Raw genomic sequence first — 20,926 nt, 5'->3', positions numbered from 1 at the left:
GCCGTCATGGGGTTGGATGTACCCGGACAGAACTCGTGTCCGGTTCGTGCCTCGACGCCGCTTGTCTAGTAGCGCCAAACACGTTCACCTTGTGTTTGACCACCCTAGACAGCGGCGTATAGTCACGTCAAACATTTCTAGCCACACTGTTTGGAACGAGGAAAGACGCATGCTCGGTGACCAGCTCCGCGACCTGCGCCAGCAGCACTCCCTCACGCTGCGCCAGCTCGCGGCCGCGGCCGACGTGTCGCCCGCCCTGCTCAGCCAGATCGAGAACGGCGCCACGGACCCCAGCCTGGCCACCCTGCGTAAGCTCGCCAAGGTCTTCGACACCTCGATAGCGGCGCTGTTCTCCGAGCCGGACGCCCCGCTGGTGCACATCAGCCGGCCCGGCTCGCGGTCCCGGCTCGCCGCGCCTCCCGGGCAGATCGCCTACGACCGCCTCACGCCGGGGCGGGGCGACCTGGAGGTGCTCGAAGCCGAGCTGGCACCCGGCGACGCCAGCTCCACCGAGCCGTGGGCGCACCCCTCCACCGAGTGCGCGATCGCCGTCACCGGCGAGGTCGTCGCCGAGATCGGCGGCGAGAAGTACGTGTTGAAGACCGGCGAGGCCATCACCTTCGACTCCCGGCTGCCCCACCTCTACCGCAACGCCAGCGACCAGCGGGCGCGGCTCATCATCGCGGTCACCCCGCCGACCCCCTGACCCACCCCGGCACGTCACCCGGCCCGCGTCGCGCACGTGGGCGGTACGACGCCGCCCGTCGAAAGGACCCGCAGTGGACCGTGACAGCGTCGACTGGTTCGGCTACCTCCCGGCCGTCACCACCCCGTTCACCGCCACGGGCGAGCTGGACCTCGCCGCCTGGCGCGGGCAACTGGACTGGCTCGCCGCCGAGCGGCTGCACGGGGTGATCGTCGGCGGGACCACGGGCGAGTGGTTCAGTCTCAGCGAACACGAACGGGCCGAGCTGTTCCGGACGGCCGCCGAGCGGGTCGGCGACCGGCTCACCGTGCTCGGCGGCTGCAACGCGTACACGCCGGCGGAGGCGATCCGGCACGCCGAGGCCGCCCGGGACGCCGGCCTGCACGGCATCCTGCTCACCCCGCCGCCGTACGTGGTGCCCACCCGGGCCGAGGTGGTGGCCTTCTACCGGGCCGTCTCCGAGGCGGTTGACATCCCGCTCTGCGTCTACAACTGGCCGCGCGGCACGGGCGTCGACCTGGACGCCGACCTGCTGCTGGAGCTGAGCGCGCTGGACACCGTGGTGGCGGTCAAGAACTCCACCCCGGACTTCGGCGGCTTCGTCCGGAGCCTGGTGGCCCTGCGGCACCGGGTGCGCTACTTCGGCATCCCCACCAACGAGGTGGGCATCGAGCTGATGACCACGATCGGTGGCGACGGGCTGATGGGCGCCGGCGCCGTGCTCGGCGCCGACCACCCCGACTTCTTCCGCGCCCTGCGCGCCGGGGACCTCGACCGGGCCCGGATGCTCGGCGCCCGCGACCGGGTGATCATGGAGGACTGGTTCGGGCCCGACTACGGCGCGCGGTTCGGCAACGCGCAGGCGATCATGAAGTACGCGCTCACGCTGCGCGGCGTGCCGGCCGGCCACGTGCGCGCGCCGCTGCTCCCGCTGACCCTCGCCGAACAGGACCGCGTCCGGGCCACCATGACCCAGCTCGACCTGCTGCCGTGACCGCGTACGACACGGCGGTCGTCGGCGGCGGACTGCTCGGCTGCGCGACCGCCTGGCACCTGGCCCGCGCCGGCAACCGGGTCCTGCTCGTCGAGAAGGACCAGGTCAACCGGCACGCCTCGGGGCAGAACGCGGGCAGCCTGCACTTCCAGCTGGAGTTCCGGATGGTCGAGCACGGCGACGACGCGGCCCGGGCGGCGGCCCGCGCGCTCCCGCTGCACCTGGACGCCGTGCGGGCCTGGGCGACCATCGAGGACGAGCTCGGCGAGCGTTGCGGGGTGTCCCGCACCGGCGGGCTGATGCTCGCCGAGACCCCGGCGGAGATCGCCGTGCTGGACCGCAAGGCGGCCCTGGAACGCGAGTACGGCCTCGACGTCGCCGTGCTCTCCGGCCCGGAGCTGCGCCGGTTCGCGCCGTACCTGGCGGACACCGTGCTCGCCGCCGGTCACGTGCCCGGCGAGGGCAAGGCCAACCCCCGGCTGGTCACCCCGGCGCTGGCCCGGGCCGCCGGCCGCCACGGTGCCGTGCTGCGCACCGGCTGCCGGGTCACCGGGCTGCACCGGCGCGGCCGGCACTGGGAACTGCGCACCGGGGCCGGCCCGGGGGACACCGCCGGGGAGACCCACCTGGCCGACACGGTCGTGCTCGCCGGCGGCGTCTGGACCGCCGAGCTGGCCGCGATGGCCGACGTCCGGCTGCCGGTCTTCCCGGTCGGGCTGACGATGAGCGCCACCGCCCGCAGCCGGCCGTTCCTGCCGCACCTGATCCAGCACGTCGGCCGGCGGCTGTCGATGAAGCAGACCGAGGACGGCAACGTGCTGATCGGTGGCGGATGGCCGGCCAAGCTGGTCAGCCGCGCCGGACGGGTCGACCTGGAGACCAACCCGGAGCTGCGGTACGAGTCGCTGGTGGGCAACGCCGACGCCGCCCGGGTGGTGCCGGCGGTGTGCGACCTGCCGGTGATCCGGACGTGGACGGGCATGACCACGCTCACCCCGGACCATCTGCCGCTGCTCGGCGCGGTGCCGCGCCGGCCGGGACTCTACGTCGCCACCGGCGGCTCGGCCTTCACCCTCGGCCTCACCTACGCCCGGCTGCTCGCCGCCATGGTCGTCTCCGGCGAGGCCGACCGGTCGATCGAGGACTACTCACCCGCCCGCTTCGGAGCGCTGAACTTTGTCTGAACACCGCCCTCCTGAGCTGACGCACGCGCCGAGGCGCACCGCGATGCACCGGCCCGCCCCGGTCACCATCGAGGTCGACGGGCGGCCCGTGTGCGCCCACCCGGGCGAGTCGCTGGCCACCGCGCTGCTCGCCGCCGGGCAGCGGGCCGTCGGCACCACGCGCGGCGGCGCCCGTCGGGGGCCGTACTGCAACATGGGCGTCTGCTTCGAGTGCGTCGTCACGGTGGACGACGTGCCCTGCCAGCGTTCCTGCCTGGTCCGGGTGCGCGACGGCATGCGGGTCGGCACGGCGGTGCCCCGGTGAGCGCGCCCGACGTGGTGGTGGTCGGCGCCGGCCCGGCCGGGCTGGCCGCCGCCGCCACCCTCGGCCGGCACGGCGCCGCCGTCACCGTCGTCGACGAGCAGGAGCAGCCGGGCGGGCAGATCCACCGCCGGCCGCCGGCCGGGTTCGCCCCGCCGGCCGCGTCGTCCTCCGCCGGTCGGGCGCTGCTCGCCGAGGCCACCGCCGCTCCCGGCGTCCGGTGGCTCGCCGACACCACGGTGTGGGGCGTCCTCGGCACCCGGGCCGGCCTCGACGGGTACGCGGGCGGGCAGCCGCCGCCGGGCCGCTACCGGGTCGCCACGCACAGCCCGGCCGGGGTCCGCCTGCTCGAACCCCGGGCGGTGCTGCTCACCGCGGGCGCGTACGACCTGCCCGTGCCGTTTCCCGGCTGGACCCTGCCGGGAGTGCTCACGGCGGGCGGCGTGCAGACGTTCGTCAAGGCGCAGGGCCTGCTGCCGGGCGGCCGGTTCGTGCTGGCCGGGGGCCACCCGCTGCTGCTGGTGGTCGCCGCCCAGCTGGTGCGCGCCGGTGCCCGGGTGGTCGAGGTCGCGCTGGTCCAACGCCGCCGCGACCTGGTGCCCGGACCGGCCGGGCTGGCCGCCGTGGCGGGCGCGGGCGGCAAGATCGCCGAGGGCTTCGGTGCGCTGCGCGTGCTGCGCCGGGCGGGGGTGCCGGTCCGGTTCGCCACGGTGGTCCGCCGCGCCGACGGCGATCCGGACCTGAGCAGGGTGACCCTCGCCGAGGTCGGCGCCACGGGGCAGCCGGTGCCCGGGACCGACCGGGACGTGCCCTGCGACGTGCTGGCGCTGGGGTACGGCTTCGTCCCCTCCGTCGAGCTGGCCCGGCAGGCCGGTTGCGCGGTGACCTGGGACTCGCCCGCGGGCGGCTGGGTGGTCCGGCACGACGAGTGGTTGCGCACCTCGGTGCCCCGGATCGCGGTGGCCGGCGAGCTGACCGGCGTCGCGGGTGCCGAGCAGGCGGAGGTCGAGGGCCGGCTGGCCGCCCTCGGCGTGCTGCGCGACCTGGGGCTGCTCGACGAGCGCCGGGCCGCCGTGCTGGCCGGCCCGGTGCGCCGGGAACTGCGCCGCCGGCGACGTTTCGTCACCCAGGTGCTCGACCGGTTCGCGCCGGACCGGGCGGCCCTGGGCAGCCTGGTCACCGACGACACCGTGCTCTGCCGCTGCGAGGAGGTGCGGGCCGGTGACGTGCGCCGCGCGCTGCGGGCCAACCCGCACCTGGGCACCGCGAACGCGGTGAAGCTGGTGACCCGCGCCGGGATGGGCCTGTGCCAGGGGCGGTCCTGCCAGCCGGGCCTCTGCCAGCTCATCTGCACGCTGACCGGCCGGGGGCCGGAGGAGGTCGGGGCGTTCACCGCGCAGGCGCCGGTCAAGCCGGTCCCGCTGCGCGCCCTCGCGACCGGCGACACGCCGCCCTGCGCGCCCTGACCGGAGCGCGCGCCGCCGGCCGCTGATCGGGCCGCCGAGCGGCCGCACCCTCGATCGACAACTATCAATCGCACTCCGTCAATCCCTTGATCGGCGGGACCGGCGCGGGCCGGCCGGTCGCAGGTGCTCGCGGATCATCCGATTTCCCGCCGAGGGCGCTCGGCGGGGCCACGCCGTCGCCGTCGGTTCCGTAGGTTGCCCAGCACATCCGCCTCGCCGGAGAGGGGTCGCCATGGGGAACATGCCGAACCTGGGGGGCGTGCCGCGCCGACGGTTGCTGCGCGACGGTGCCGTCATCGCCGCCTGCGTGCCGCCGCTGCTGCTGGCGGGCCCGTCCGGCGCGTCGGCCGCCGTGCCCCGCTACGACCCGCAGCAACGGTTCATCCGCCTGGTCGGCGGCGGGTACGGCGTCATCTTCGCCATCCAGGCCGACGGCGCGCTGCACTGGTACCGGCACACGGGCTGGCAGACCGGCGCGTTCAGATGGGCGAGCGGTTCGGGCCGCCGCATCGGCTCCGGGTGGCACCAGTTCCGGGCGGTCTTCGGTGGGCTCGACGGCTCGCTCTACGCCGTACGCGGCGACGGCACCGTGCACTACTACCGCTACCGGCTGACCAACGCGACGACCGGCGCCGGCACCTGGATCAGCGGCGGGCAGATCGGCAGCGGATTCGAGCGCTACCCGCGGCTGTGCGGGTTCCACGGCGCGTTCTACGGGCAGAACGCCGCGGGCGAGCTGTTCCTGCACCAGTACGACCTGGTCAGCAGGACGTGGACGGTCCGGGGGGCGCGGATCGGTGGCGGCTTCGCCGGCGCGGTGTTGCAGGCGGACACCTCCGGGGTCCTCTACGCCTACCACTACGGCGACATCCGCTGGCACCGGCACCTCGGCGGCGGCACCTGGGCATCGGGTTCGGGCCTGCGGATCGGCTCCGGGTTCCGCAACTTCTTCCTCAACGACGGAGTGTGGTTCACCGGCCAGGGGGCGCTGTACGCGATCCCGCCGGACGCGGCCACCGCCCGGCAGGCCGGCGCGCTCGCGCAGTACCGGTTGACGAACCACACCACCGCCGGCCCCGACCGGCGGGCCGCCTGGATGAACAGCGGCACCGGGAAGAGGGTCGGTTCCGGCTGGACGGTGCAGACCCAGGCCGCCCTCCAGGGCTACGCCAACACGCCGAGCGTGGCGCAGGGCGAGGTGGCGCGGATCGCGGTGTCGACCGGATTCCCGTCGCTCACCGCGTCGATGGTGCGGCTGGCGCCCAACCCCGGCGCCCCCGTGGTCGTCTCGGCGCCGCTGCCCGTGACCGGCGGGGTGCAGTCGCTGCCGGTGGGGTTCCTCGGCGTCGGCTGCGGGTGGTCGGACCGGTTGCAGTTCCGGGTCCCCGCCGACTGGCAGCCCGGCCTCTACGCCGCCCGGCTGGAGGGCCCGAACGGGCTGCACCGGTACGTGCCGTTCCTCGTGCGGCCGACCCGCCCCACCAGCAAGATCGCGGTGCTGCTGCCCACCTTCACCTACAACGCCTACAACAGCTGGGGCGGGCACAGCCAGTACTGCCCGGACACGACCGGCCGGCGCCCCCTCTCCCTGCGTCGGCCGTCGACGGAGCTGAACGTCGACGACCCCGGGATCCGCGACCACACCCTCTTCTCGGATCTGCTGCTGACCCGCTGGATGTCCCGACAGGGGCTCGCCTTCGACGTCTACGAGGACGCCGACCTGCACGGCTCCGACGGCTGGCTCACCAACTACCGGGTGCTCGTGCTGGGCAGCCATCCCGAGTACTGGTCCGACACGATGCGGCAGCGCCTGGTCAACTTCCAGGCCGGCGGCGGCCGGCTGATCTATCCGGGCGGCAACGGCCTGTACGAGCGGGTGCAGGTCAACTCCGGCCGTACGATGGTCACCTACCGCCGCGCGGACGGCAGGCGGGACATCTACACGGAGCTGGGCCTGCCCGCCTCGCAGCTGCTCGGCACCAACTACACCGACGCCGGCACGTACGCGCCGTACCAGGTGCTGCGTGAGCACCCGTTGCTGGCCGGCACCGGCCTGGTGGTCGGCAGCAGGTTCGGCCGCACGGGTTACAACGGCGCCGCCAGCGGCTGGGAGACCGACGGGCTGCGCGGACTGGCCGGCGAGGCGTCCCCGGCGCAGGTCATCGCCCGGGGGGAGAACCCCGGGGGCCGCGGCGCCGCGCTGGTCTTCCTGGAGCGGCCCAGTGGCGCCCTGGTCTTCAGCGCGTCCTCGATCTCGTTCGTCGGCGCCCTGGCGGACGATCCGGCGATGTCGACGCTGTTCCGCAACGTCTTCGACCGGATGCTGGCGTCGGCCCCGGCGGTCCGGGCCACCGAGGTCCCGATGCCGCGCACCAGCCCCGCGCCCGCGATCCCGGAGCCGTCCACGATGGAGTGACGGCGCTCAGAGCCAGCCCGAGCGGCGGAAGAGGCGGTGCAGGGTGAACGCGGTCAGCGCCATCAGGCCGAGCACGGTGGGGTAGCCGTAGCGCCATTGCAGCTCCGGCATGTTGGCGAAGTTCATGCCGTAGATCCCGGCGATGCCGGTCTGGGTGGCGGCGATGGCGGCCCACGCGGCGATCTTGCGCATGTCGTTGTTCTGCTCCACCGCGAGCTGCGCCAACCGGGACTGCACGATCGAGTTCAGCAAATCGTCGTAGGCGGCCACCCGGTCCACCGCCCGGGTCAGCCGGGCGTCCACGTCGACGAACCACCGGTGCAGCCCGCGCGGCGGGTTGTCGGGCCGCTGGTCGAGCAGGGAGCGCAGCGGCGCCTGCAGGGGCTGCACCGCCCGCCTGAACTCGACCATCTCCCGCTTGAGCTGGTAGACGTGCTGGATGTCGGCCGAGCGGTCGCGGGCGAACACCGCCTCCTCGACGCGTTCCAGGTCCCGCTCGACGTGCCCGGCGACCTCCAGGTAGAGGTCGACCATCCGGTCGCAGACCGCGTACGCGACCGCCCACGGCCCCTGTGCGAGCACCGCCGGGCGCTGCTCGACGTCGGCGCGCACGCAGGTGAGCGCGCCCGCGGCGCCGTGCCGCACCGTGACGGCGAAGCGGTCGCCGAGCAGCACCATCACGTCGCCGGTGTCGACCACCTCGGAGGTGTCGGTCAGCTCGGCGTGCTCGACGTAACGGGCGGTGCGCAGCACCAGCAGGGTCACGTCGCCGTCGCGGCGCACCGTGGGGCGGTGGCCGTCGGCGAGGGCCTGCTCGACGGTCAGGTCGTCGAGCCCGAAGGTGCGGCCGACGGCCGCCATCACCGCCGCGTCGGGCTCGTGCAGGCCCAGCCAGACGAAGGCGTCACGGCCGCGACGGCTGCGGGCGTACGCGTCGGCGTAGTGGGGGCGGCCGGGCTCGCGCCGCCCGTCGACGTAGACGGCGCAGTCGACCACGGCGTCGGGATTGGAGCGTGGGGGCTCTGGCGCGCGCTGCCCGGGCAGCGGTCGGCCGAGCAGCCGGTCGAACACGGCCGACAGCCTCACCCGTTCTCCCACCCGACCAGCCACCCGTCCCCCTCCGTCGCGCCCGATGTCCGCGCGGACACCGTACTCGGCTGCGGCCGATCCGGGGCTCACGGCACCCGGGTGGCGAAGACGACGACGTTGTCGACGTAGTTGCCGGTGTCCCGGTCGAACCGGCCGCCGCAGGTGATCAGGCGCAGGCCGGTCGCGTCGCTGGGCCCGTAGACCAGGTCGGTGGGGAAGCGGTCCTTCGGGTACGACGCGACGCCGTCGACGGCGAAGGTGGCGACGCTGGCGTCGGCGCGGGTGATCCGCACGGTGTCGCCGGGTCGCAGCCGGCCGAGGTCGAAGAAGACGGCGGGGCCGGCGGCGGAGTCGACGTGCCCGACGATCACCGCGTTGCCGGTCTCGCCGGGGCTGACACCGTGCCGGTACCACCCGGCCAGGGTGGGCCGGTCCAGCGGCGGCACCTCCAGGCGCCCGTCGGCGTCGGCGCCCACCGGGACGATCCGCGCCCGTACGTCGATGGCCGGGATCCGCACGTCGACCGGCTCGGCCCGGTGCAACGGCGGCACCGACGGCGCGGAGCGGGCCGATGCGGGGGCGTCGGCGGCCCCCGGCCGTGGCGGGCGGGGCGGGGTCGTCGCCAGTCCCGCGGCGACCAGGCCGAGCCCGGACGTGGCGAGCAGGACGATGACCGTCACCGCCCAGCCGGGCCTGCGCCAGGACACGATCCCACCTCCGTACGCGTTCGCCCGGGTGCCCGCTCCGGTGGTTCACCGGTGCGGGCACCCGTTGCAGGGATGGACGGCTTCCAGGAGTGGACGGCGCGGGGCCGTCGGTCAGAGCGTGGCCGCTGCCATGTGGCGTCGGCGGCGGGCCAGGATCAGTGCGCCGCCCGCGGCGGAGCCGAGCAGGGCGCCGCCGGCCGCCAGCGCCCCGGTCCCGTCGTCGTCGCCGCGACCGCCGGCCTGGGCCCCGCCGATCGGGGTGACGGTGAACGTCGCGCTGCCGGCCGCGCTGCCGTCCCCGCAGGTCGCGGTCACCGTGTAGGTGCCCAGGGTGAAGCCGGCGGTGAAGAGTTCGGCGCTCAGGCCGCCGCCGGCCGCCGCGGTGGTGGACCGGACGTTCTGGTCGCGGTCGGGGCCGGTGACGCGGAAGATCGCGTCGCCGGACTTCGGGTTGCAGGTCGTCGCGGTGAGCACGACCGTGCCGCCGACCGGCGTGGTGGCCGGTGACACGACGGTGTCGGCCAGCGCCGCGCCGGGGAGCAGGAGCGTGCCGAGACCCACGCCGAGCGCCGCCGATACGAGAACTGTCTTTGCCTTCATACGCGTCTTCCCTCACTTTTCGTCCGCTGACTGCGTGGGACGTCGTTCGGGTGGCCAACTCCGTGACTAGCACCGGTGTGACCAACCCTAGGAGGGTTGGGGCCCCGATCCGGTGAAAATGAGAAATCCTCGTTGCCGTCACGTGTCCACCCGCGAGGCGGAGGGAGCAGCGGAAATGCCGGCACGGCCCGCCCGCGAGGGTTGGCCGCGCCGATGCCGCCGGGGGTCGTGCTGTCGGGGCTGGGCCGTCCCGGCCCGGCTCGGGAAGCGTGCCCCGCGTCGGGCCGTACGCGTCCGGCCCGCCGCGTTGGCCCGGTCCTAGGCGGTTTGCTGCCGGCGGGACGCGTTTGTGCTCCGGGCCGGACGCACCGCCGTTGCGGCCGCCGGCAGCGGAGGTTCGGTGCCGGCCCGCGCGCCGGGCAGGCGTGTGTCAGCCCCGCGCGGTGGCGCTCTCGGGGCGCGGGCCGGGCAGCGGCTCCCCGGTCTCCAGCAGCGACTTGAGGCTGGCCAGCAACTCCGGCCAGCCGCCGCTGCCGTCGAGCTGGCCGCTGACCGCCCGGTACATCTCGCTGTCGGGGGAGAAGTCCTCGTGGGTGACGGTCAGCCTGACGAACCCGCCGTGCGGGGCGATGTCGAAGGTGACCCGTGACCTCCGCTCGCCGAGCCGGGCCGCCAGCTCCTCGTCGGACCAGCCGAAGTGCGCGGCGTGCTCCGGCTGGAAGCCGTGCCAGCTGTAGGAGAGCCGGCGGAACGGTTCGGCGACCAGGACGCGCTGGCCGAGGTCGCGGAACTCGCCGCCCGGCTCGTCCTGCCACAGCACGGGGGAGCCGACCCGCCAGTCGGAGCGCAGCGCGACGCCTCCCCAGTAGCGGCGGGTGAACGCCGGCTCGGTCAGCGCGGCCCAGAGCTTCTCCGGGGTGGTGTTGACGTAGGTGGTGTAGACGAAGGTGGGACTGTCCATCGGCTCCCGCTCCAGAGCTGTCCGTAGGTCGGCGAGTGCGCGCACCCGCTCGCGGTCGTAGCGGTCGATCCATCGTTCGGCGACGGCGTTGATCGGCACGGGATTGAGGTAGTGCAGCTTCTCCCGGCCCCGTCGCACGGTGGTCACCAGGTTGGCCGCGGCCAGCACCGCCAGGTGCTTGCTGACCGACTGCCGGGTCATGTCGAGCCCGGCGCACAGCTCGCGCAGGCTCTGCCCGTTGCGGCGGTTGAGGTCGTCGAGGAGCCGGCGCCGACTCGGGTCAGCCAGCGCCCGGAAAACGTCGTCCACCCTGCTCACCTCGCACACGCAGCCAACCGGCTGCCTGTCAGATTAGGCAACCGGGCGGCTGCGTGTCCAGTCTGCCGCCGCTTTCACCCCCGCGGGGGCGGCAGGATCGGTCAGGCCGGGCGGCCGGCGTCGTCGTGCAGCAGCCCCGCCAGCGCGGAGAGGCCCTCCTCGCCGTGGCCCCGGGCGACCGCCGCGTCCAGCAGGTCACCTACCGGTCGCATCAACCCGGCGTCGACCCCCAGGTCCCGGCAGGCCGCCAGCAGGTTGCCGAAGGCGGCGGCCTGCATCCGCAGGGACGACCCGTCGCCGTCGTGCGTGCCCGAGTCGACGGCCGCCGCCATGGCCGGCAACTCCCCGAGCATGGCGGTCAGCCAGCCGGTCACCATCGGCGCGAACTCGCCCGCCGGTACGCCGGCCGCGCGGATCATCGCCGTGGCGTGCAGGAACCCGCCGAACATCCCGTACATGGCGGCGAGCAGGGCCAGGTCGTACGCGGCCGCCCGGCCGGGGTCGGTGCCGAGCCAGCGGGCCTCGCCGAACGCCGCGAGGGTGTCCCGCCAGTCCAGGAACGCGTCCTGCGCACCGCTGTAGAGCACGAGCGCCCCGGGCCCGCCGATCATGGCCGGAACCGCCATGATGCCGCCGTCGACGTGGCTGGCGCCCCGGGCCGTCACCCACTGCGCCAGCCGGCGGGCCTGCGCCGGGGTGCCGTTCGTCAGGTCGACCACCGTCCGGCCGGCCAGGACGGGCGCCGCCTCGTCGAGCACCCGCCGCGTGACCTCGTCGTCGAGGAGACACACCACGACCAGTTCGCCCGCGGCGACCGCCTCGGCGGGCGAGCCGGCCACGCCGGCCCCGGCCAGCGCGGCGGACCGCCCCGGCGTCCGGTTCCACACGGTCGTGGGATGGCCGGCGGCGAGCAGCGCCGCGGCCAGGGCCCGCCCCATCATGCCGAGCCCGAGCACGGTGACGGGCCGTCGGTGCGGGGCGCTCACGCGCCCACCTCCGCGTACACCCGGGCCAGCCGGGAGAAGTCGTCGTCACCGTGCCCGGCGTCCAGCGCCCGGGCGACGACGGCGTGGGCCGCCCGCAGCGTGCCGGTGTCGATGCCGTGTCCCCCGGCCGCCTCGACGATGTGTGCCATGGTGGCGGCGGCGGAGGCGATGGTGGAGACGTCGGCGGTGTGGTTGCCGACGTCGATCCGCCCGGCCAGGTCGTCGACGAGGTCGGGCAGCAGGCCCGAGACGCCCTTGGCGTACGGCGCGAGCTCCGCCGCCGTGATCCCCTCCGCCCGGGCCAGGGCGAAGGCGTGCGCCATACCGCTCATCCCGGTCCAGAAGATGTCGAGCAGCGCCACGTCGTGGGCGGCGGCGCGAGCCGGGTCCGCGCCGAGCCAGTCGGCCGAGCCGCCGAGGTTCGCCAGGCTGTCCCGGTGGGCACGCCAGAGGTGCTCCGGCCCGCTGTAGAGCACCAGCGCCTCCGGGCCGCCGATGGTGGGGGCCGGCGTCATGATCGCGCCGTCGAGGTAGTCGACGCCCTGCCTGGAGGCCCAGGCGGCCATCGCCCGGGCCCGCTGCGGGGTGTCGGCGGTCAGGTTCACCAGGGTGCGCCCGGCGAGGGCGTCGGCCGCGGGCTCGACGATGGCGCGGACGGCGGCGTAGTCGATGACGCAGGCGAGCACCAGCGGGCTCGCGCGGACGGCCTCCGGCACCGTCGGCGCCCGGCGTGCGCCGCGTGCCACGAGGGGGTCCGCCCGGGCGGCCGTGCGGTTCCAGACGGTGGTCGGGTGGCCGGCGGCGAGCAGCGCGCCGGCGAGGGCCCGGCCCATCGGTCCGAGACCCAGCACGGTCACCGGGGGCAGGTCGAGGTCGGTCATGGGGAGTGCTCCTTCGTGGACGGATCGCCCGGCCTTGCGCGTGCCGCCGGGCCGGTCCCATCCTGTTTCCGTACGCACGGAGCAGCAAGTACCGACTATTTTCTCAGGTACTTACCTTTTGGTAAGTGAGGGGAGCGACGTGAAGAAGCGGACCTACACGTGCGGGCTCGACGCCGCGATCGACGTCGTGGGCGGCAAGTGGAAGGCGCTGATCCTGTGGGAGCTGGACCACGGCCCCCGCCGCTTCGCCGAGGTGCGCCGGGGAGTCGACGGGATCAGCGAGAAGATGCTGATCCAGCAGTTGCGCGAGATGGAGGCGTACGGCCTCGTGCACCGCGAGGTCTACCGGCAGGTTCCGCCCAAGGTGGAATACTCGCTCACCGACTTCGGCCGGTCCCTCAACGAGGCGCTGATGCCGCTCGGTGACTGGGGCGAGCGGCACATGGCGACCATCGAGGCCATCGCCCGGGACTGACGGGCCGCCGCGAATCCCGCGTGCCCAGGCGCCCGCCCGGCGCTAGGGTCGCGCGGTGACGGAGATCAGGACCGAACGGCTGCTGCTGCGCGACTGGCGGGAGTCCGACCTCTCGCCGTGGGCCGCGATGAACGCCGATCCCGAGGTGCGCGAGCACCTCGGCCCGCTGCTCACCGCCGAGCAGGCCGCCGCCTCGGCGCGCTCGTTCCAGGCGGACCTCGACCGGCTCGGCTACGGCTTCTGGGCCGTCGAGGTCCGCGACGGCGGCGCGTTCGTGGGCTTCGCCGGGCTGGACCGGGTCGACGACGGTGTGCCGGTCACCGGCGTGGAGGCAGGCTGGCGGCTCGCCCGCTCCGCCTGGGGGCACGGCTACGCCACCGAGGCGGCCCGCGCCGTCCTGCGTCACGGCTTCGACACCGTCGGGCTGCCGGAGATCCTCGCCATCACCACCGCGACCAACGTGCGCTCGCAGGCGGTGATGCGCCGCCTGGGCATGACCACCGATCCGGCCGACGACTTCGACGACCCGGACGTCGACTCCGGTCCGCTGCGCCGCCAGGTCGTCTACCGCAGGCGGGCCGGGTGGCGCTGAGCCCCGGGGCGTCGCGGCACGGCCCCGACCCGGCGGTCTCCCGGGCCGGGCCGGCGCCCGACCTCAGGCGCGGCCGTCGGGCTCCGTCACCCAGCCGGCGAGCAGCACCAGCCCGGAGGGCCGGTGCACGGCGAGGAAGCCGAAGGGGCGGTCGACGTCGAGGCGTACCCGCCGCTTGCGCGCGGTGACCGGCCGCCGCGCCGCGCCCGCCCGCGTGGAGACGGCGGTCACCACACCCGCGCGGAAACCCGTCGCGCCGAACGTCGCCGTCGCGCTCTGCCGCGCCTGCGAGACGGCCAGGGGCCGGGCGATGCCGGGGAAGTGGTCGCCGTCGCCGACGGCGGTGGCGAGGCCGAACGTCGCCGCCCGCTCCAGCAGGTCGTGGTCGGCCGAGACGGTGAAGCCCACCGTGGAGACGAGCAGCTCGGGCCGGTCGTCGTACGCGTCCACGACCTCCTCGACGACGCCGGGGCCGGCGGCGACCGGCAGCGCGGACGGTGCGCCGAGCGCGCCGATCGCGGCCGGCAGCACCCGCGCCGCCCCGCGCCCCGGCGCGCCCAGGGCGAGGACCACGTCGACGTCCTCGGCGCCGCGTACGGTCAGCAGGCTCAGCGGTCCGGCGGCGGTGTCGACGGCCCGCAGCGCGTCGAGGTCGTGCCCGAGCCGGCTCAGCCCGGCCAGCCGGCGGCCGCGCCACGGCCCGGCGGCCGGCCGGCACCACGCGTCGCGGAACGGCTCGGCCCACCCGGTCCGCAGCGACAGCGCGCTGGCCAGGACCATCGCCGTCGTCGGGGTGACCCGCACCGGCATCCGGGGGACCAGGCCGTCGGTGTGGGTGGCGGCCCACTCGTCGAGGGCCGCCCGGTCGCGCGCCGGATCACCGGTCAGCTCCCCGCGCATGGCCGCCGGCACCTCCCGCGACCAGCGGTCGGTCAGCGGCAGGTCCCGCCGCGCCCAGGCGGCGAGCGCGAGCCGGGTGGTGGGGGAGCGGTCCAGGTCGGACCGGGCCGACTCCGGCGCGACCGCCAGCAGCTCGTCGCGGGCCGGACCGGCGGCGTAGCGGGCGAGCAGCGCCAGCAGCGGGTAGACGCCGGCGCCGGAGAGGACCGTCTGCCCGTCGTCCAGGCCGGACGCCCACCGGGCGGTGAGCGCGTTGGTGGCGTCGGTGCTCATGGGGCGGCGTCCTCCGGGGGTGACGTGACCGTCGCCCGGGGGGCGACCGCTGGCACCCTACCGCCGCCCGTGGCCGGCCGGATGCGCGCGCCCGGATGCGCGCGCCCGGATGCGCGCGCCCGGATGCGCGCGGCCGGGGGGCGGCGGGGCCGGTCGGTGGCCGGCCGGCCCGGGCGGTGTGGCAGCGTGGGCGGCGTGAACACCTCCGCGCCGCTGGACGTCGACCTGGCGCTGGTCGGTGGCGGCGGTGCCGCGTCGCTGGTCCTCGCTGCCCTGGACCGGCACGGGGTGCGGGACCTCCGGGTCGCCGTCATCGACCCGGTCCACCGGCGCGGCCAGGACCGGACCTGGGCGTTCTGGGACCGTCCCGGCAGCGACCTGGACCCGCTGCTGGCCGCGAGCTGGCCCCAGGTCGAGGTGGCGACGCCCGACGGCCGCCGCGTCCTCGATCTCGCCCCCCTGCGGTACGCCATGCTGCGCTCGGGCCCGGTCTACGACCGGGCCGCCGAGGCCGAGCGGCGGCTCGGGGTACGACGGATCGTCGCGCCCGTCGACGCCCTGCACGACGACGGCGGGCACGTCACGGTACGCGCCGGCGGCGCCGGGCCGGCCGTCCGCGCGTCCTGGGTGCTGGACTCCCGACCCCGGCCGCCCCGGCGACCCGGGCGCACCAACTGGCTCCAGCACTTCCGGGGCTGGTGGCTGGAGTCCGACGTGTCGGTCTTCGACCCGGCACGGGCCGTCCTGATGGACTTCCGCACCCCGCAGCCCGCCCGGGGCGTGTCGTTCGGCTACGTCCTGCCGGTGAGCGACCGGTACGCCCTGGTGGAGTACACGGAGTTCGGCCCCGACCTGCTCACGGACGCCGGGTACGACGCGGCGCTGGCCGGCTACCGGGACCTGCTCGGCCTCGACGCGACCCGGCTGACCGTCCGCGAGGTGGAGAACGGGGTGATCCCCATGACCGACGGCCCGTTCGAGGCCCGGCCCTCGCCCCGGGTGGTCCGCCTCGGCACGGCCGGCGGCGCCACCCGACCCTCCACCGGCTTCACCTTCTCCGCCATGCACCGCCAGGCCGAGCAGGTCGCCCGCGCCCTCGCCGCCGGCCGCCCGCCGGTGCCCGCTCCCGCGTACCCCCGTCGGCACCGCTGGATGGACGCGGTCGCGCTGCGGGCGCTGGACGCCGGCGGTGTCGGCGGCCCGGCCTTCTTCGGTCGGCTCTTCGACCGCAACCCCGCCGAGCGGGTGCTGCGGTTCCTCGACGGCGCGACCACCCCGGCGGAGGAGGTGGCGCTGATGAGCTCCACCCGGCTGCGGCCGATGGTCGCCGCGACCGCCGGCGACGCCGTGGCCCGGCTCCGCGACCGCCTCGACCCGACCCGCCGCGCGGCGACCTGGACGGTCCCGCGACCGGTGGTCGGCGACCGGGCCGACGCCGACGACTGAGCCGCCTCAGCCGGCGCGCACGGCGTCGCGGATCAGGACGCGCAGCTCCTCCATCGGGTCGCCGTCGCCGGCGCCGAGCAGCGTCTTCGTCGCGGCCACGGTCAGGCCGAGGTCCGGATAGGCGTACGCGAGGCTGCCGCCGCTGCCCGCGGAGCCGAACGCACCGTCCGGCTCGACCGCGTAGCCCAGGCCGAAGCTCGCCTCCCGGCCGAAGACCCACTCCGTGCCGCGCACCGCGACGGCGCTGACCTCGCGCAGCCGCTCGGGCGAGATCAGGCGTACGCCGTCGACCTCGCCGATCAGCGCGGCGAACATCCGGGCGACGGCCCGGGCGGACATCGTCCCGGTGGCCGGAACGTCGGCGCGGAGGAACTCGCCCCGGACGCCGACGGAGGCGTCGGGCCGCAGGCCGGGCGGGGCGACCCGGTCGAAGTTCGGCAGGTTGGCGGCGGCCCAGGCCAGCAGGGCCGACAGGTTGCGGTCGGCGACCGGGGCCAGCCGGCCCAGTTCGGCCTCGGGCACCCCGAAGAGCAGCTCTCCGGGCACGCCGAGCGGCCCGGCGACGTCCTCGGCGAGCACCCGCGAGATCGACCGGCCGGTGACCCGGCGGACCACCTCGCCGACCAGCCAGCCGAAGGTCCAGGCGTGGTACGCGAGCACGTCGCCCGGCGCCGAGAGCGGCACGCTGTCGGCGACGATCCCGCACATCCGGTCCCAGTCGGTCACGTCGGCGACGGTGACGTCGGGCGGCAGCGCGGGCACGCCCGCCGTGTGGGTCAGCACGTGTCGCAGGGTGACGGCACCCTTGCCGTGGCGGGCGAACTCCGGCCACACCTCGGCGACCCGCAGGTCGTAGTCGAGCATGCCCCGCTCGGCGAGCACGTGCACCACGGTCGCCGTGAGGCCCTTGCCGGTCGACACGCTCCAGATCGGCGTGCCGGAGGAGAGCGGCCGGCCCGTGGCGCGGTCGGCCACGCCTGCCACCTCGTCCACCACCCGCGCCCCGTGCAGGTAGGCGGCCACCTGTACGCCGGCCTCGCGGCCGGAGGCCACCAGCTCGTCGATCCTGCCCCGCACCTCGGCCCGCAGGCCCTCCCAGCTCCCCGTCACGGGAGGCCATCCTGCCAGCGGCGGGGGAACCGGGTCACGGCCTTTTCCGCCGCCCCACGCCCGGCCGGTGGCGGCGACCTTCTGACCGTCGGGCGATGCGGCCTTTCCGACCGACGGGGTGCGTTCGCGGGGGAGACGGCCCGCGCCGCGCCGCCGCCCGCCGACGGGAGAGGCGGTGCGGATTCGGTAGGTTGCCGGCATGGTGGACGAGACGACCGGCAGGGTCGTGCAGATCTGGACCGACGGGGCGTGCAGCGGCAACCCCGGCCCCGGCGGGTGGGGCGTGGTGCTGCGCTACGGCGCGCACGAGCGGGAACTGTGCGGCGGCGAGGCGACCCCGACCACCAACAACCGGATGGAGCTGATGGCGGCCATCCAGGCCCTGGAGAGCCTGACCCGGTCGGTCACGGTCGAGCTGCACACCGACAGCACGTACGTGCGCAACGGCATCACCAGCTGGCTGGCCTCGTGGAAGCGCAACGGCTGGCGGACGGCCGCGAAGCAGCCGGTCAAGAACGCCGACCTGTGGCAGCGGTTGGAGGCCGCGTGCGCCCGGCATGAGGTCACCTGGCTGTGGGTGAAGGGGCACAACGGCCACCCGGAGAACGAGCGCGCCGACGCGCTGGCCAACCGGGGCATGACCGAGGCCCGCGCGTCGGCGGTGCCCGCCGGTCGCTGACCGGACCGGCGAGCGGGGCGGCGGTCAGGTCACTCGGTGCGGCTCGGGTCGGTGGTGCCGGACACGGCGTCCACGTCGTAGCCGGCGCGGCTGACCTCCCGGGCCGAGCGCCGGTCCTCGGCCGGCAGGTCGGCGAAGTCGTCGCCGGTGTCGTCGGTGCTACGCAGGGACTCGCCCGGCGGACGCAGCGACGCCTGCATTGCGGTGGCGCCGTCCGGCTCGTCGGTGGCGGCCCGGTCGGTACGGTTCTGATCGGTCATGCCGCTCTCCTGCCCCCGTGGCCTGCCCGCAAACGTGCCCCGTGGTGCTCAGCGTGCCGCGTCCGGGTGACCCGGCATGCCGGACCCGCCGCTGGAGGTGCCCGACGCGCCGCCCGCCATGCCCGACCCGTCGTCCTCGGTGACGATGTCGGGCTTCGTCGTCGTGTCGTCCGGCGCCGGGACGTCGGTGTCCGCCTCGACCTGGACCAGCCGGGCCTGACCGGCCTCGTCCTCGGCGTGCGCCGGGTCGACCGGCAGCTCACCGTCGCGCGCCCGATACCCCACCGCTGCCTCCCCTGCCGTCCGCCGCTGCCGTTCCGCCCCCGGCTACCCGCAACCCCCCACCCGAAACCCCACCCCGCCCCGCCCCCGCCCGCCGGCGGCTCTGCCGCGAGTCCCGCCCTCCCGGCCCTGCCCCCACCCCCCCGCCGCCGCCCGCCCGGGCGGCCCTGCCGCGAGTCCCGCCGAGGTGGTCCTGCCCGCCCCGGCGGCCCTGCCGTGGCGATCACGCAGTGGTGGTGCCCGCCGTGATGGGGTGCAGACCGCTTTGTCCAGCACCACAACTGCATGATCGCGGAGAGCGGGCGCGCGGGGCGTGCGCAGGGCGCGAGGGCGAGGGGCGGCGCGCGGGGCGCGTAGGGCGCGAGGGCGGGGCGGGGCCGGAGAGTGGGGTCAGCGGCGGCGGGGTGGGCGGGTGGGGCGGGTGGAGGATCGGGGTGGGCGGCGCAGGGGGGTGAGGGACAGCGGTGACCAGTGGCCGGGGCGCGTTCGGCCGGGCGGTAGGGCGGTGCGCTGGTCGCCCCGGGCCGCGTCGAGCTGCGACTGGTGCAGGAACAGGGCGCCGGAGAGGTCCGCGCCGCGCAGGTCCGCCCCGCGCAGGTCGGCGCCGGTGAGGTCGGCCAGGCCGAGGTCGACGCCGCGCAGGTCGGCGCCGATCAGCAGCGCACCGCGCAGGTTCGCCCGGCGCAGGTCGGTCCGGCGCAGGTCGACGCCGAACAGTTGGGCGCCCCGCCGGTCCGCGCCGGGCCGGCCGCCCCGGCTCCGGGCCGCGTCCCCGGCGCGGGCCAGCAGCGGGTTGACCCGTCCCCGGTACGCGTCCACGTCGAGCCCCAGCAGCGTCCCGGCGGGCTCGCGGGCCAGCCGCTCGGTCTCGTCGAGCGCGGCGGACAACTCGTCGCGCAGTGGCTGCGGTGGGCGCGTCGCGAGTGCCTCGGTCAGGTACCAGAGCAGCTCGTGCAGCGGCCGCATCACCGCGAACGTGTCGAACATGCGCGCCGCGGTCTCCGGCGCATCGCGCCAGTCCCGCCCGTCGAAGGTGACCTGGGCCACCCGCTGCCCGGCGCCGAAGCAGTCGAAGACGGTGCAGCCGGGGAAACCCCGGTCGCGCAGGTCGGCGTGGATGCCGCAGCGCGAGTCGGCCCGCAGGTTCGGGCAGGGCCGCCCGGCGGGCTTGTCGATGGCGAAGTCGGCCGACGCGGAGAAGGCGGGCGCGACGCAGCAGAGCCCGAAGCACCGGGCGCAGTCGGCGCGCAGTCCGTCCGCAGGCGACGTCGCCCCGGGAGTCTCCGACACGCTGACCGTTCTCCTGCCGATCGGGTCTTCCGCCGACGGTCTCGCGGGCGGAGGCTCCCATTGTCCCGCCCCCCCGCGAGGCCACCGGGCCGCAGGGTGCGCGGCCCACGCCCCGGGCGCGGGAGCCGCGGCGCACCGTCCGCGTCGCCAGCGCGGGCCACGCCTGCGCTCAGCCCTCCACCGAACGCCAGTCGTGCGACTCCAGCGCGTTGGCCTGCGGGCCCATCATCAGCATGCCGCCGTCCACCGGCCAGGACGCGCCGGTGACGTACGCGGCGGCGGGCGAGGCGAGCAGCGCGACCACGGCGGCCACCTCCCGCGCGTCGCCGGGCCGCCCGACCGGCACCCCGGGGCGTTCCTCGGTGAACGGGTCGACGTCCTCCTGGCCGGTCATCGGGGTGGCGATCTCGCCCGGGGCGACCGCGTTGACGGTGATCCCGTCCGCCGCCAGCTCCTGCGCCATCACCTTGGTCAGCAGGCCGAGCCCGCCCTTGGCGGCACAGTACGCGGCCGAACCGACCCGGGGCGCGTGCTCGTGCACGCTGGTGATGTTGACGATCCGTCCGCCCAGCCCCGCGGCGCGCATCCGCCGGGCGGCCCGCTGCCCGCACAGGAACGGCCCGTCGAGGTCGACGGAGAGCACCTCGCGCCACTGCTCCCAGCCGGTGTCGACGAACGGCGTGGACGCCCCGGTGCCGGCGTTGTTGACGAGCACGCCGAGGCCGCCGAGCCGGTCGGCCAGCTCGTCGACGACCGCGTCGGCGCCCGGCAGCCGGGTCAGGTCCAGTTCGGCGACCTCGCAGCGCCGGCCGGCGGCGCGTACCTCGGCGGCGGTCCGCTCGGCGCCCCCGGCGTCGCGGTGCCAGGTGACGCCGACGTCGAAGCCGGCCTCGGCGAGGGCGACGGCGCAGGCCCGGCCGATGCCGGAGTCCGCGCCGGTGACGATGGCGATCCTCGGGTAGTTCTCGTAACGCGACGGCATGCTGGCGCACTACCCGTTCCCTGCGGAT

At 75.7% G+C, this 20,926-nt stretch carries 22 protein-coding genes; 10 read left to right on the top strand and 12 right to left on the bottom strand.

The genetic code is table 11. The annotated features are described in order from the left end of the window. The first annotated feature begins 169 nt into the window (after positions 1–169). From AB0883_RS26890 to AB0883_RS26865, 6 genes are all read left to right on the top strand, one after another. On the top strand, positions 170–706 hold the full coding sequence (locus AB0883_RS26890) for a helix-turn-helix domain-containing protein (RefSeq protein ID WP_089000224.1): 537 nt from the start codon (positions 170–172) through the stop codon (positions 704–706). Positions 707–779: 73 nt separating this feature from the next. Next, positions 780–1,700 (top strand): dihydrodipicolinate synthase family protein, encoded by a 921-nt coding sequence (locus tag AB0883_RS26885; protein ID WP_366644112.1) that lies wholly within the window; start codon positions 780–782, stop codon positions 1,698–1,700. Continuing rightward, positions 1,697–2,884, top strand: coding sequence for an FAD-dependent oxidoreductase (locus AB0883_RS26880; RefSeq protein WP_366644111.1), 1,188 nt, complete (start codon positions 1,697–1,699; stop codon positions 2,882–2,884). Before AB0883_RS26885 ends, AB0883_RS26880 begins: the two co-directional genes overlap by 4 nt. A 43-nt stretch (positions 2,885–2,927) precedes the next feature. After that, positions 2,928–3,188, top strand: coding sequence for a (2Fe-2S)-binding protein (locus AB0883_RS26875; protein ID WP_366644110.1), 261 nt, complete (start codon positions 2,928–2,930; stop codon positions 3,186–3,188). Then, positions 3,185–4,651 carry an NAD(P)/FAD-dependent oxidoreductase gene (locus AB0883_RS26870; RefSeq protein WP_366644109.1) on the top strand — a complete coding sequence of 489 codons (1,467 nt, stop codon included), beginning with the start codon at positions 3,185–3,187 and terminating at the stop codon, positions 4,649–4,651. The genes AB0883_RS26875 and AB0883_RS26870 overlap by 4 nt, the downstream gene beginning before the upstream one ends. Before the next feature lie 241 nt (positions 4,652–4,892). Further along, positions 4,893–7,067, top strand: a complete 2,175-nt coding sequence (locus AB0883_RS26865; protein ID WP_366644108.1) for a N,N-dimethylformamidase beta subunit family domain-containing protein — start codon at positions 4,893–4,895, stop codon at positions 7,065–7,067. A 6-nt stretch (positions 7,068–7,073) separates the two neighbouring features. On the opposite strand, the gene AB0883_RS26860 is transcribed toward AB0883_RS26865, so the two are convergent. The 6 genes from AB0883_RS26860 to AB0883_RS26835 form a co-directional block, all read right to left on the bottom strand. Further along, positions 7,074–8,153: a magnesium and cobalt transport protein CorA gene (locus tag AB0883_RS26860; RefSeq protein ID WP_366644107.1), complete on the bottom strand. Its 1,080-nt coding sequence runs from the start codon at positions 8,151–8,153 to the stop codon at positions 7,074–7,076. A gap of 89 nt (positions 8,154–8,242) precedes the next feature. Next, positions 8,243–8,863, bottom strand: coding sequence for a class F sortase (locus AB0883_RS26855; protein ID WP_366644106.1), 621 nt, complete (start codon positions 8,861–8,863; stop codon positions 8,243–8,245). Between the two features lie 111 nt (positions 8,864–8,974). Next, positions 8,975–9,463 carry a hypothetical protein gene (locus AB0883_RS26850; protein WP_366644105.1) on the bottom strand — a complete coding sequence of 163 codons (489 nt, stop codon included), beginning with the start codon at positions 9,461–9,463 and terminating at the stop codon, positions 8,975–8,977. A gap of 430 nt (positions 9,464–9,893) precedes the next feature. After that, a complete protein-coding gene (locus tag AB0883_RS26845; RefSeq protein WP_366644104.1) occupies positions 9,894–10,733 on the bottom strand; it encodes a metalloregulator ArsR/SmtB family transcription factor in 840 nt (279 codons plus the stop codon). A 110-nt stretch (positions 10,734–10,843) separates the two neighbouring features. Continuing rightward, positions 10,844–11,728, bottom strand: a complete 885-nt coding sequence (locus AB0883_RS26840) for an NAD(P)-binding domain-containing protein (protein WP_366644103.1) — start codon at positions 11,726–11,728, stop codon at positions 10,844–10,846. Further along, positions 11,725–12,609 (bottom strand): NAD(P)-binding domain-containing protein, encoded by an 885-nt coding sequence (locus AB0883_RS26835; protein ID WP_366644102.1) that lies wholly within the window; start codon positions 12,607–12,609, stop codon positions 11,725–11,727. Before AB0883_RS26835 ends, AB0883_RS26840 begins: the two co-directional genes overlap by 4 nt. Positions 12,610–12,748: 139 nt before the next feature. Between AB0883_RS26835 and AB0883_RS26830 the strand changes: the two genes are divergently transcribed. Further along, positions 12,749–13,084: a helix-turn-helix domain-containing protein gene (locus AB0883_RS26830; RefSeq protein WP_366644101.1), complete on the top strand. Its 336-nt coding sequence runs from the start codon at positions 12,749–12,751 to the stop codon at positions 13,082–13,084. Between the two features lie 55 nt (positions 13,085–13,139). Then, a complete protein-coding gene (locus AB0883_RS26825; RefSeq protein ID WP_366644100.1) occupies positions 13,140–13,676 on the top strand; it encodes a GNAT family N-acetyltransferase in 537 nt (178 codons plus the stop codon). Between the two features lie 63 nt (positions 13,677–13,739). Here the strand turns inward: AB0883_RS26825 and AB0883_RS26820 are convergent, their stop codons facing one another. After that, on the bottom strand, positions 13,740–14,849 hold the full coding sequence (locus tag AB0883_RS26820) for a hypothetical protein (RefSeq protein WP_366644099.1): 1,110 nt from the start codon (positions 14,847–14,849) through the stop codon (positions 13,740–13,742). A 195-nt stretch (positions 14,850–15,044) separates the two neighbouring features. Between AB0883_RS26820 and AB0883_RS26815 the strand changes: the two genes are divergently transcribed. Further along, complete coding sequence (locus tag AB0883_RS26815) at positions 15,045–16,295, top strand: lycopene cyclase family protein (protein WP_366644098.1); 1,251 nt, start codon at positions 15,045–15,047, stop codon at positions 16,293–16,295. 6 nt (positions 16,296–16,301) lie between these two features. Here the strand turns inward: AB0883_RS26815 and AB0883_RS26810 are convergent, their stop codons facing one another. After that, positions 16,302–17,405, bottom strand: a complete 1,104-nt coding sequence (locus tag AB0883_RS26810; protein ID WP_366644097.1) for a serine hydrolase domain-containing protein — start codon at positions 17,403–17,405, stop codon at positions 16,302–16,304. 199 nt (positions 17,406–17,604) lie between these two features. Here AB0883_RS26810 and rnhA point away from each other — a divergent pair, with 199 nt between their 5' ends. Then, positions 17,605–18,084, top strand: coding sequence for a ribonuclease HI (gene rnhA, locus AB0883_RS26805; RefSeq protein ID WP_366644096.1), 480 nt, complete (start codon positions 17,605–17,607; stop codon positions 18,082–18,084). A 29-nt stretch (positions 18,085–18,113) separates the two neighbouring features. Here rnhA and AB0883_RS26800 read toward each other — a convergent pair whose 3' ends face one another. From AB0883_RS26800 to AB0883_RS26785, 4 genes are all read right to left on the bottom strand, one after another. Continuing rightward, positions 18,114–18,344 (bottom strand): hypothetical protein, encoded by a 231-nt coding sequence (locus AB0883_RS26800; protein ID WP_121398427.1) that lies wholly within the window; start codon positions 18,342–18,344, stop codon positions 18,114–18,116. 48 nt (positions 18,345–18,392) lie between these two features. Next, entirely contained in the window at positions 18,393–18,629 is a 237-nt protein-coding gene (locus AB0883_RS26795) for a preprotein translocase YidC (protein ID WP_121398426.1), read from the bottom strand. A gap of 387 nt (positions 18,630–19,016) precedes the next feature. After that, complete coding sequence (locus tag AB0883_RS26790; protein WP_366644095.1) at positions 19,017–19,916, bottom strand: pentapeptide repeat-containing protein; 900 nt, start codon at positions 19,914–19,916, stop codon at positions 19,017–19,019. A gap of 169 nt (positions 19,917–20,085) precedes the next feature. Further along, entirely contained in the window at positions 20,086–20,898 is an 813-nt protein-coding gene (locus AB0883_RS26785; protein ID WP_366644094.1) for an SDR family oxidoreductase, read from the bottom strand. Between the last annotated feature and the right edge of the window lie 28 nt (positions 20,899–20,926).

This window comes from Micromonospora sp. NPDC047812 (genome assembly GCF_040704175.1).
In the GTDB taxonomy this organism is placed as follows: domain Bacteria; phylum Actinomycetota; class Actinomycetes; order Mycobacteriales; family Micromonosporaceae; genus Micromonospora.
This window is presented reverse-complemented; position numbering and strand designations above follow the sequence as displayed.

What these genes read in the sequence shown, in the direction of transcription:
- AB0883_RS26890 (WP_089000224.1), top strand. Translation starts at nt 170, where the DNA reads ATGCTCGGTGACCAGCTCCGCGACCTGCGCCAGCAGCACTCCCTCACG.
- AB0883_RS26875 (WP_366644110.1), top strand. Translation starts at nt 2,928, where the DNA reads ATGCACCGGCCCGCCCCGGTCACCATCGAGGTCGACGGGCGGCCCGTG.
- AB0883_RS26865 (WP_366644108.1), top strand. Translation starts at nt 4,893, where the DNA reads ATGCCGAACCTGGGGGGCGTGCCGCGCCGACGGTTGCTGCGCGACGGT.
- AB0883_RS26850 (WP_366644105.1), bottom strand. Translation starts at nt 9,463, where the DNA reads ATGAAGGCAAAGACAGTTCTCGTATCGGCGGCGCTCGGCGTGGGTCTC.
- AB0883_RS26835 (WP_366644102.1), bottom strand. Translation starts at nt 12,609, where the DNA reads ATGACCGACCTCGACCTGCCCCCGGTGACCGTGCTGGGTCTCGGACCG.
- AB0883_RS26820 (WP_366644099.1), bottom strand. Translation starts at nt 14,849, where the DNA reads ATGAGCACCGACGCCACCAACGCGCTCACCGCCCGGTGGGCGTCCGGC.
- rnhA (WP_366644096.1), top strand. Translation starts at nt 17,605, where the DNA reads ATGGTGGACGAGACGACCGGCAGGGTCGTGCAGATCTGGACCGACGGG.
- AB0883_RS26800 (WP_121398427.1), bottom strand. Translation starts at nt 18,344, where the DNA reads ATGACCGATCAGAACCGTACCGACCGGGCCGCCACCGACGAGCCGGAC.
- AB0883_RS26785 (WP_366644094.1), bottom strand. Translation starts at nt 20,898, where the DNA reads ATGCCGTCGCGTTACGAGAACTACCCGAGGATCGCCATCGTCACCGGC.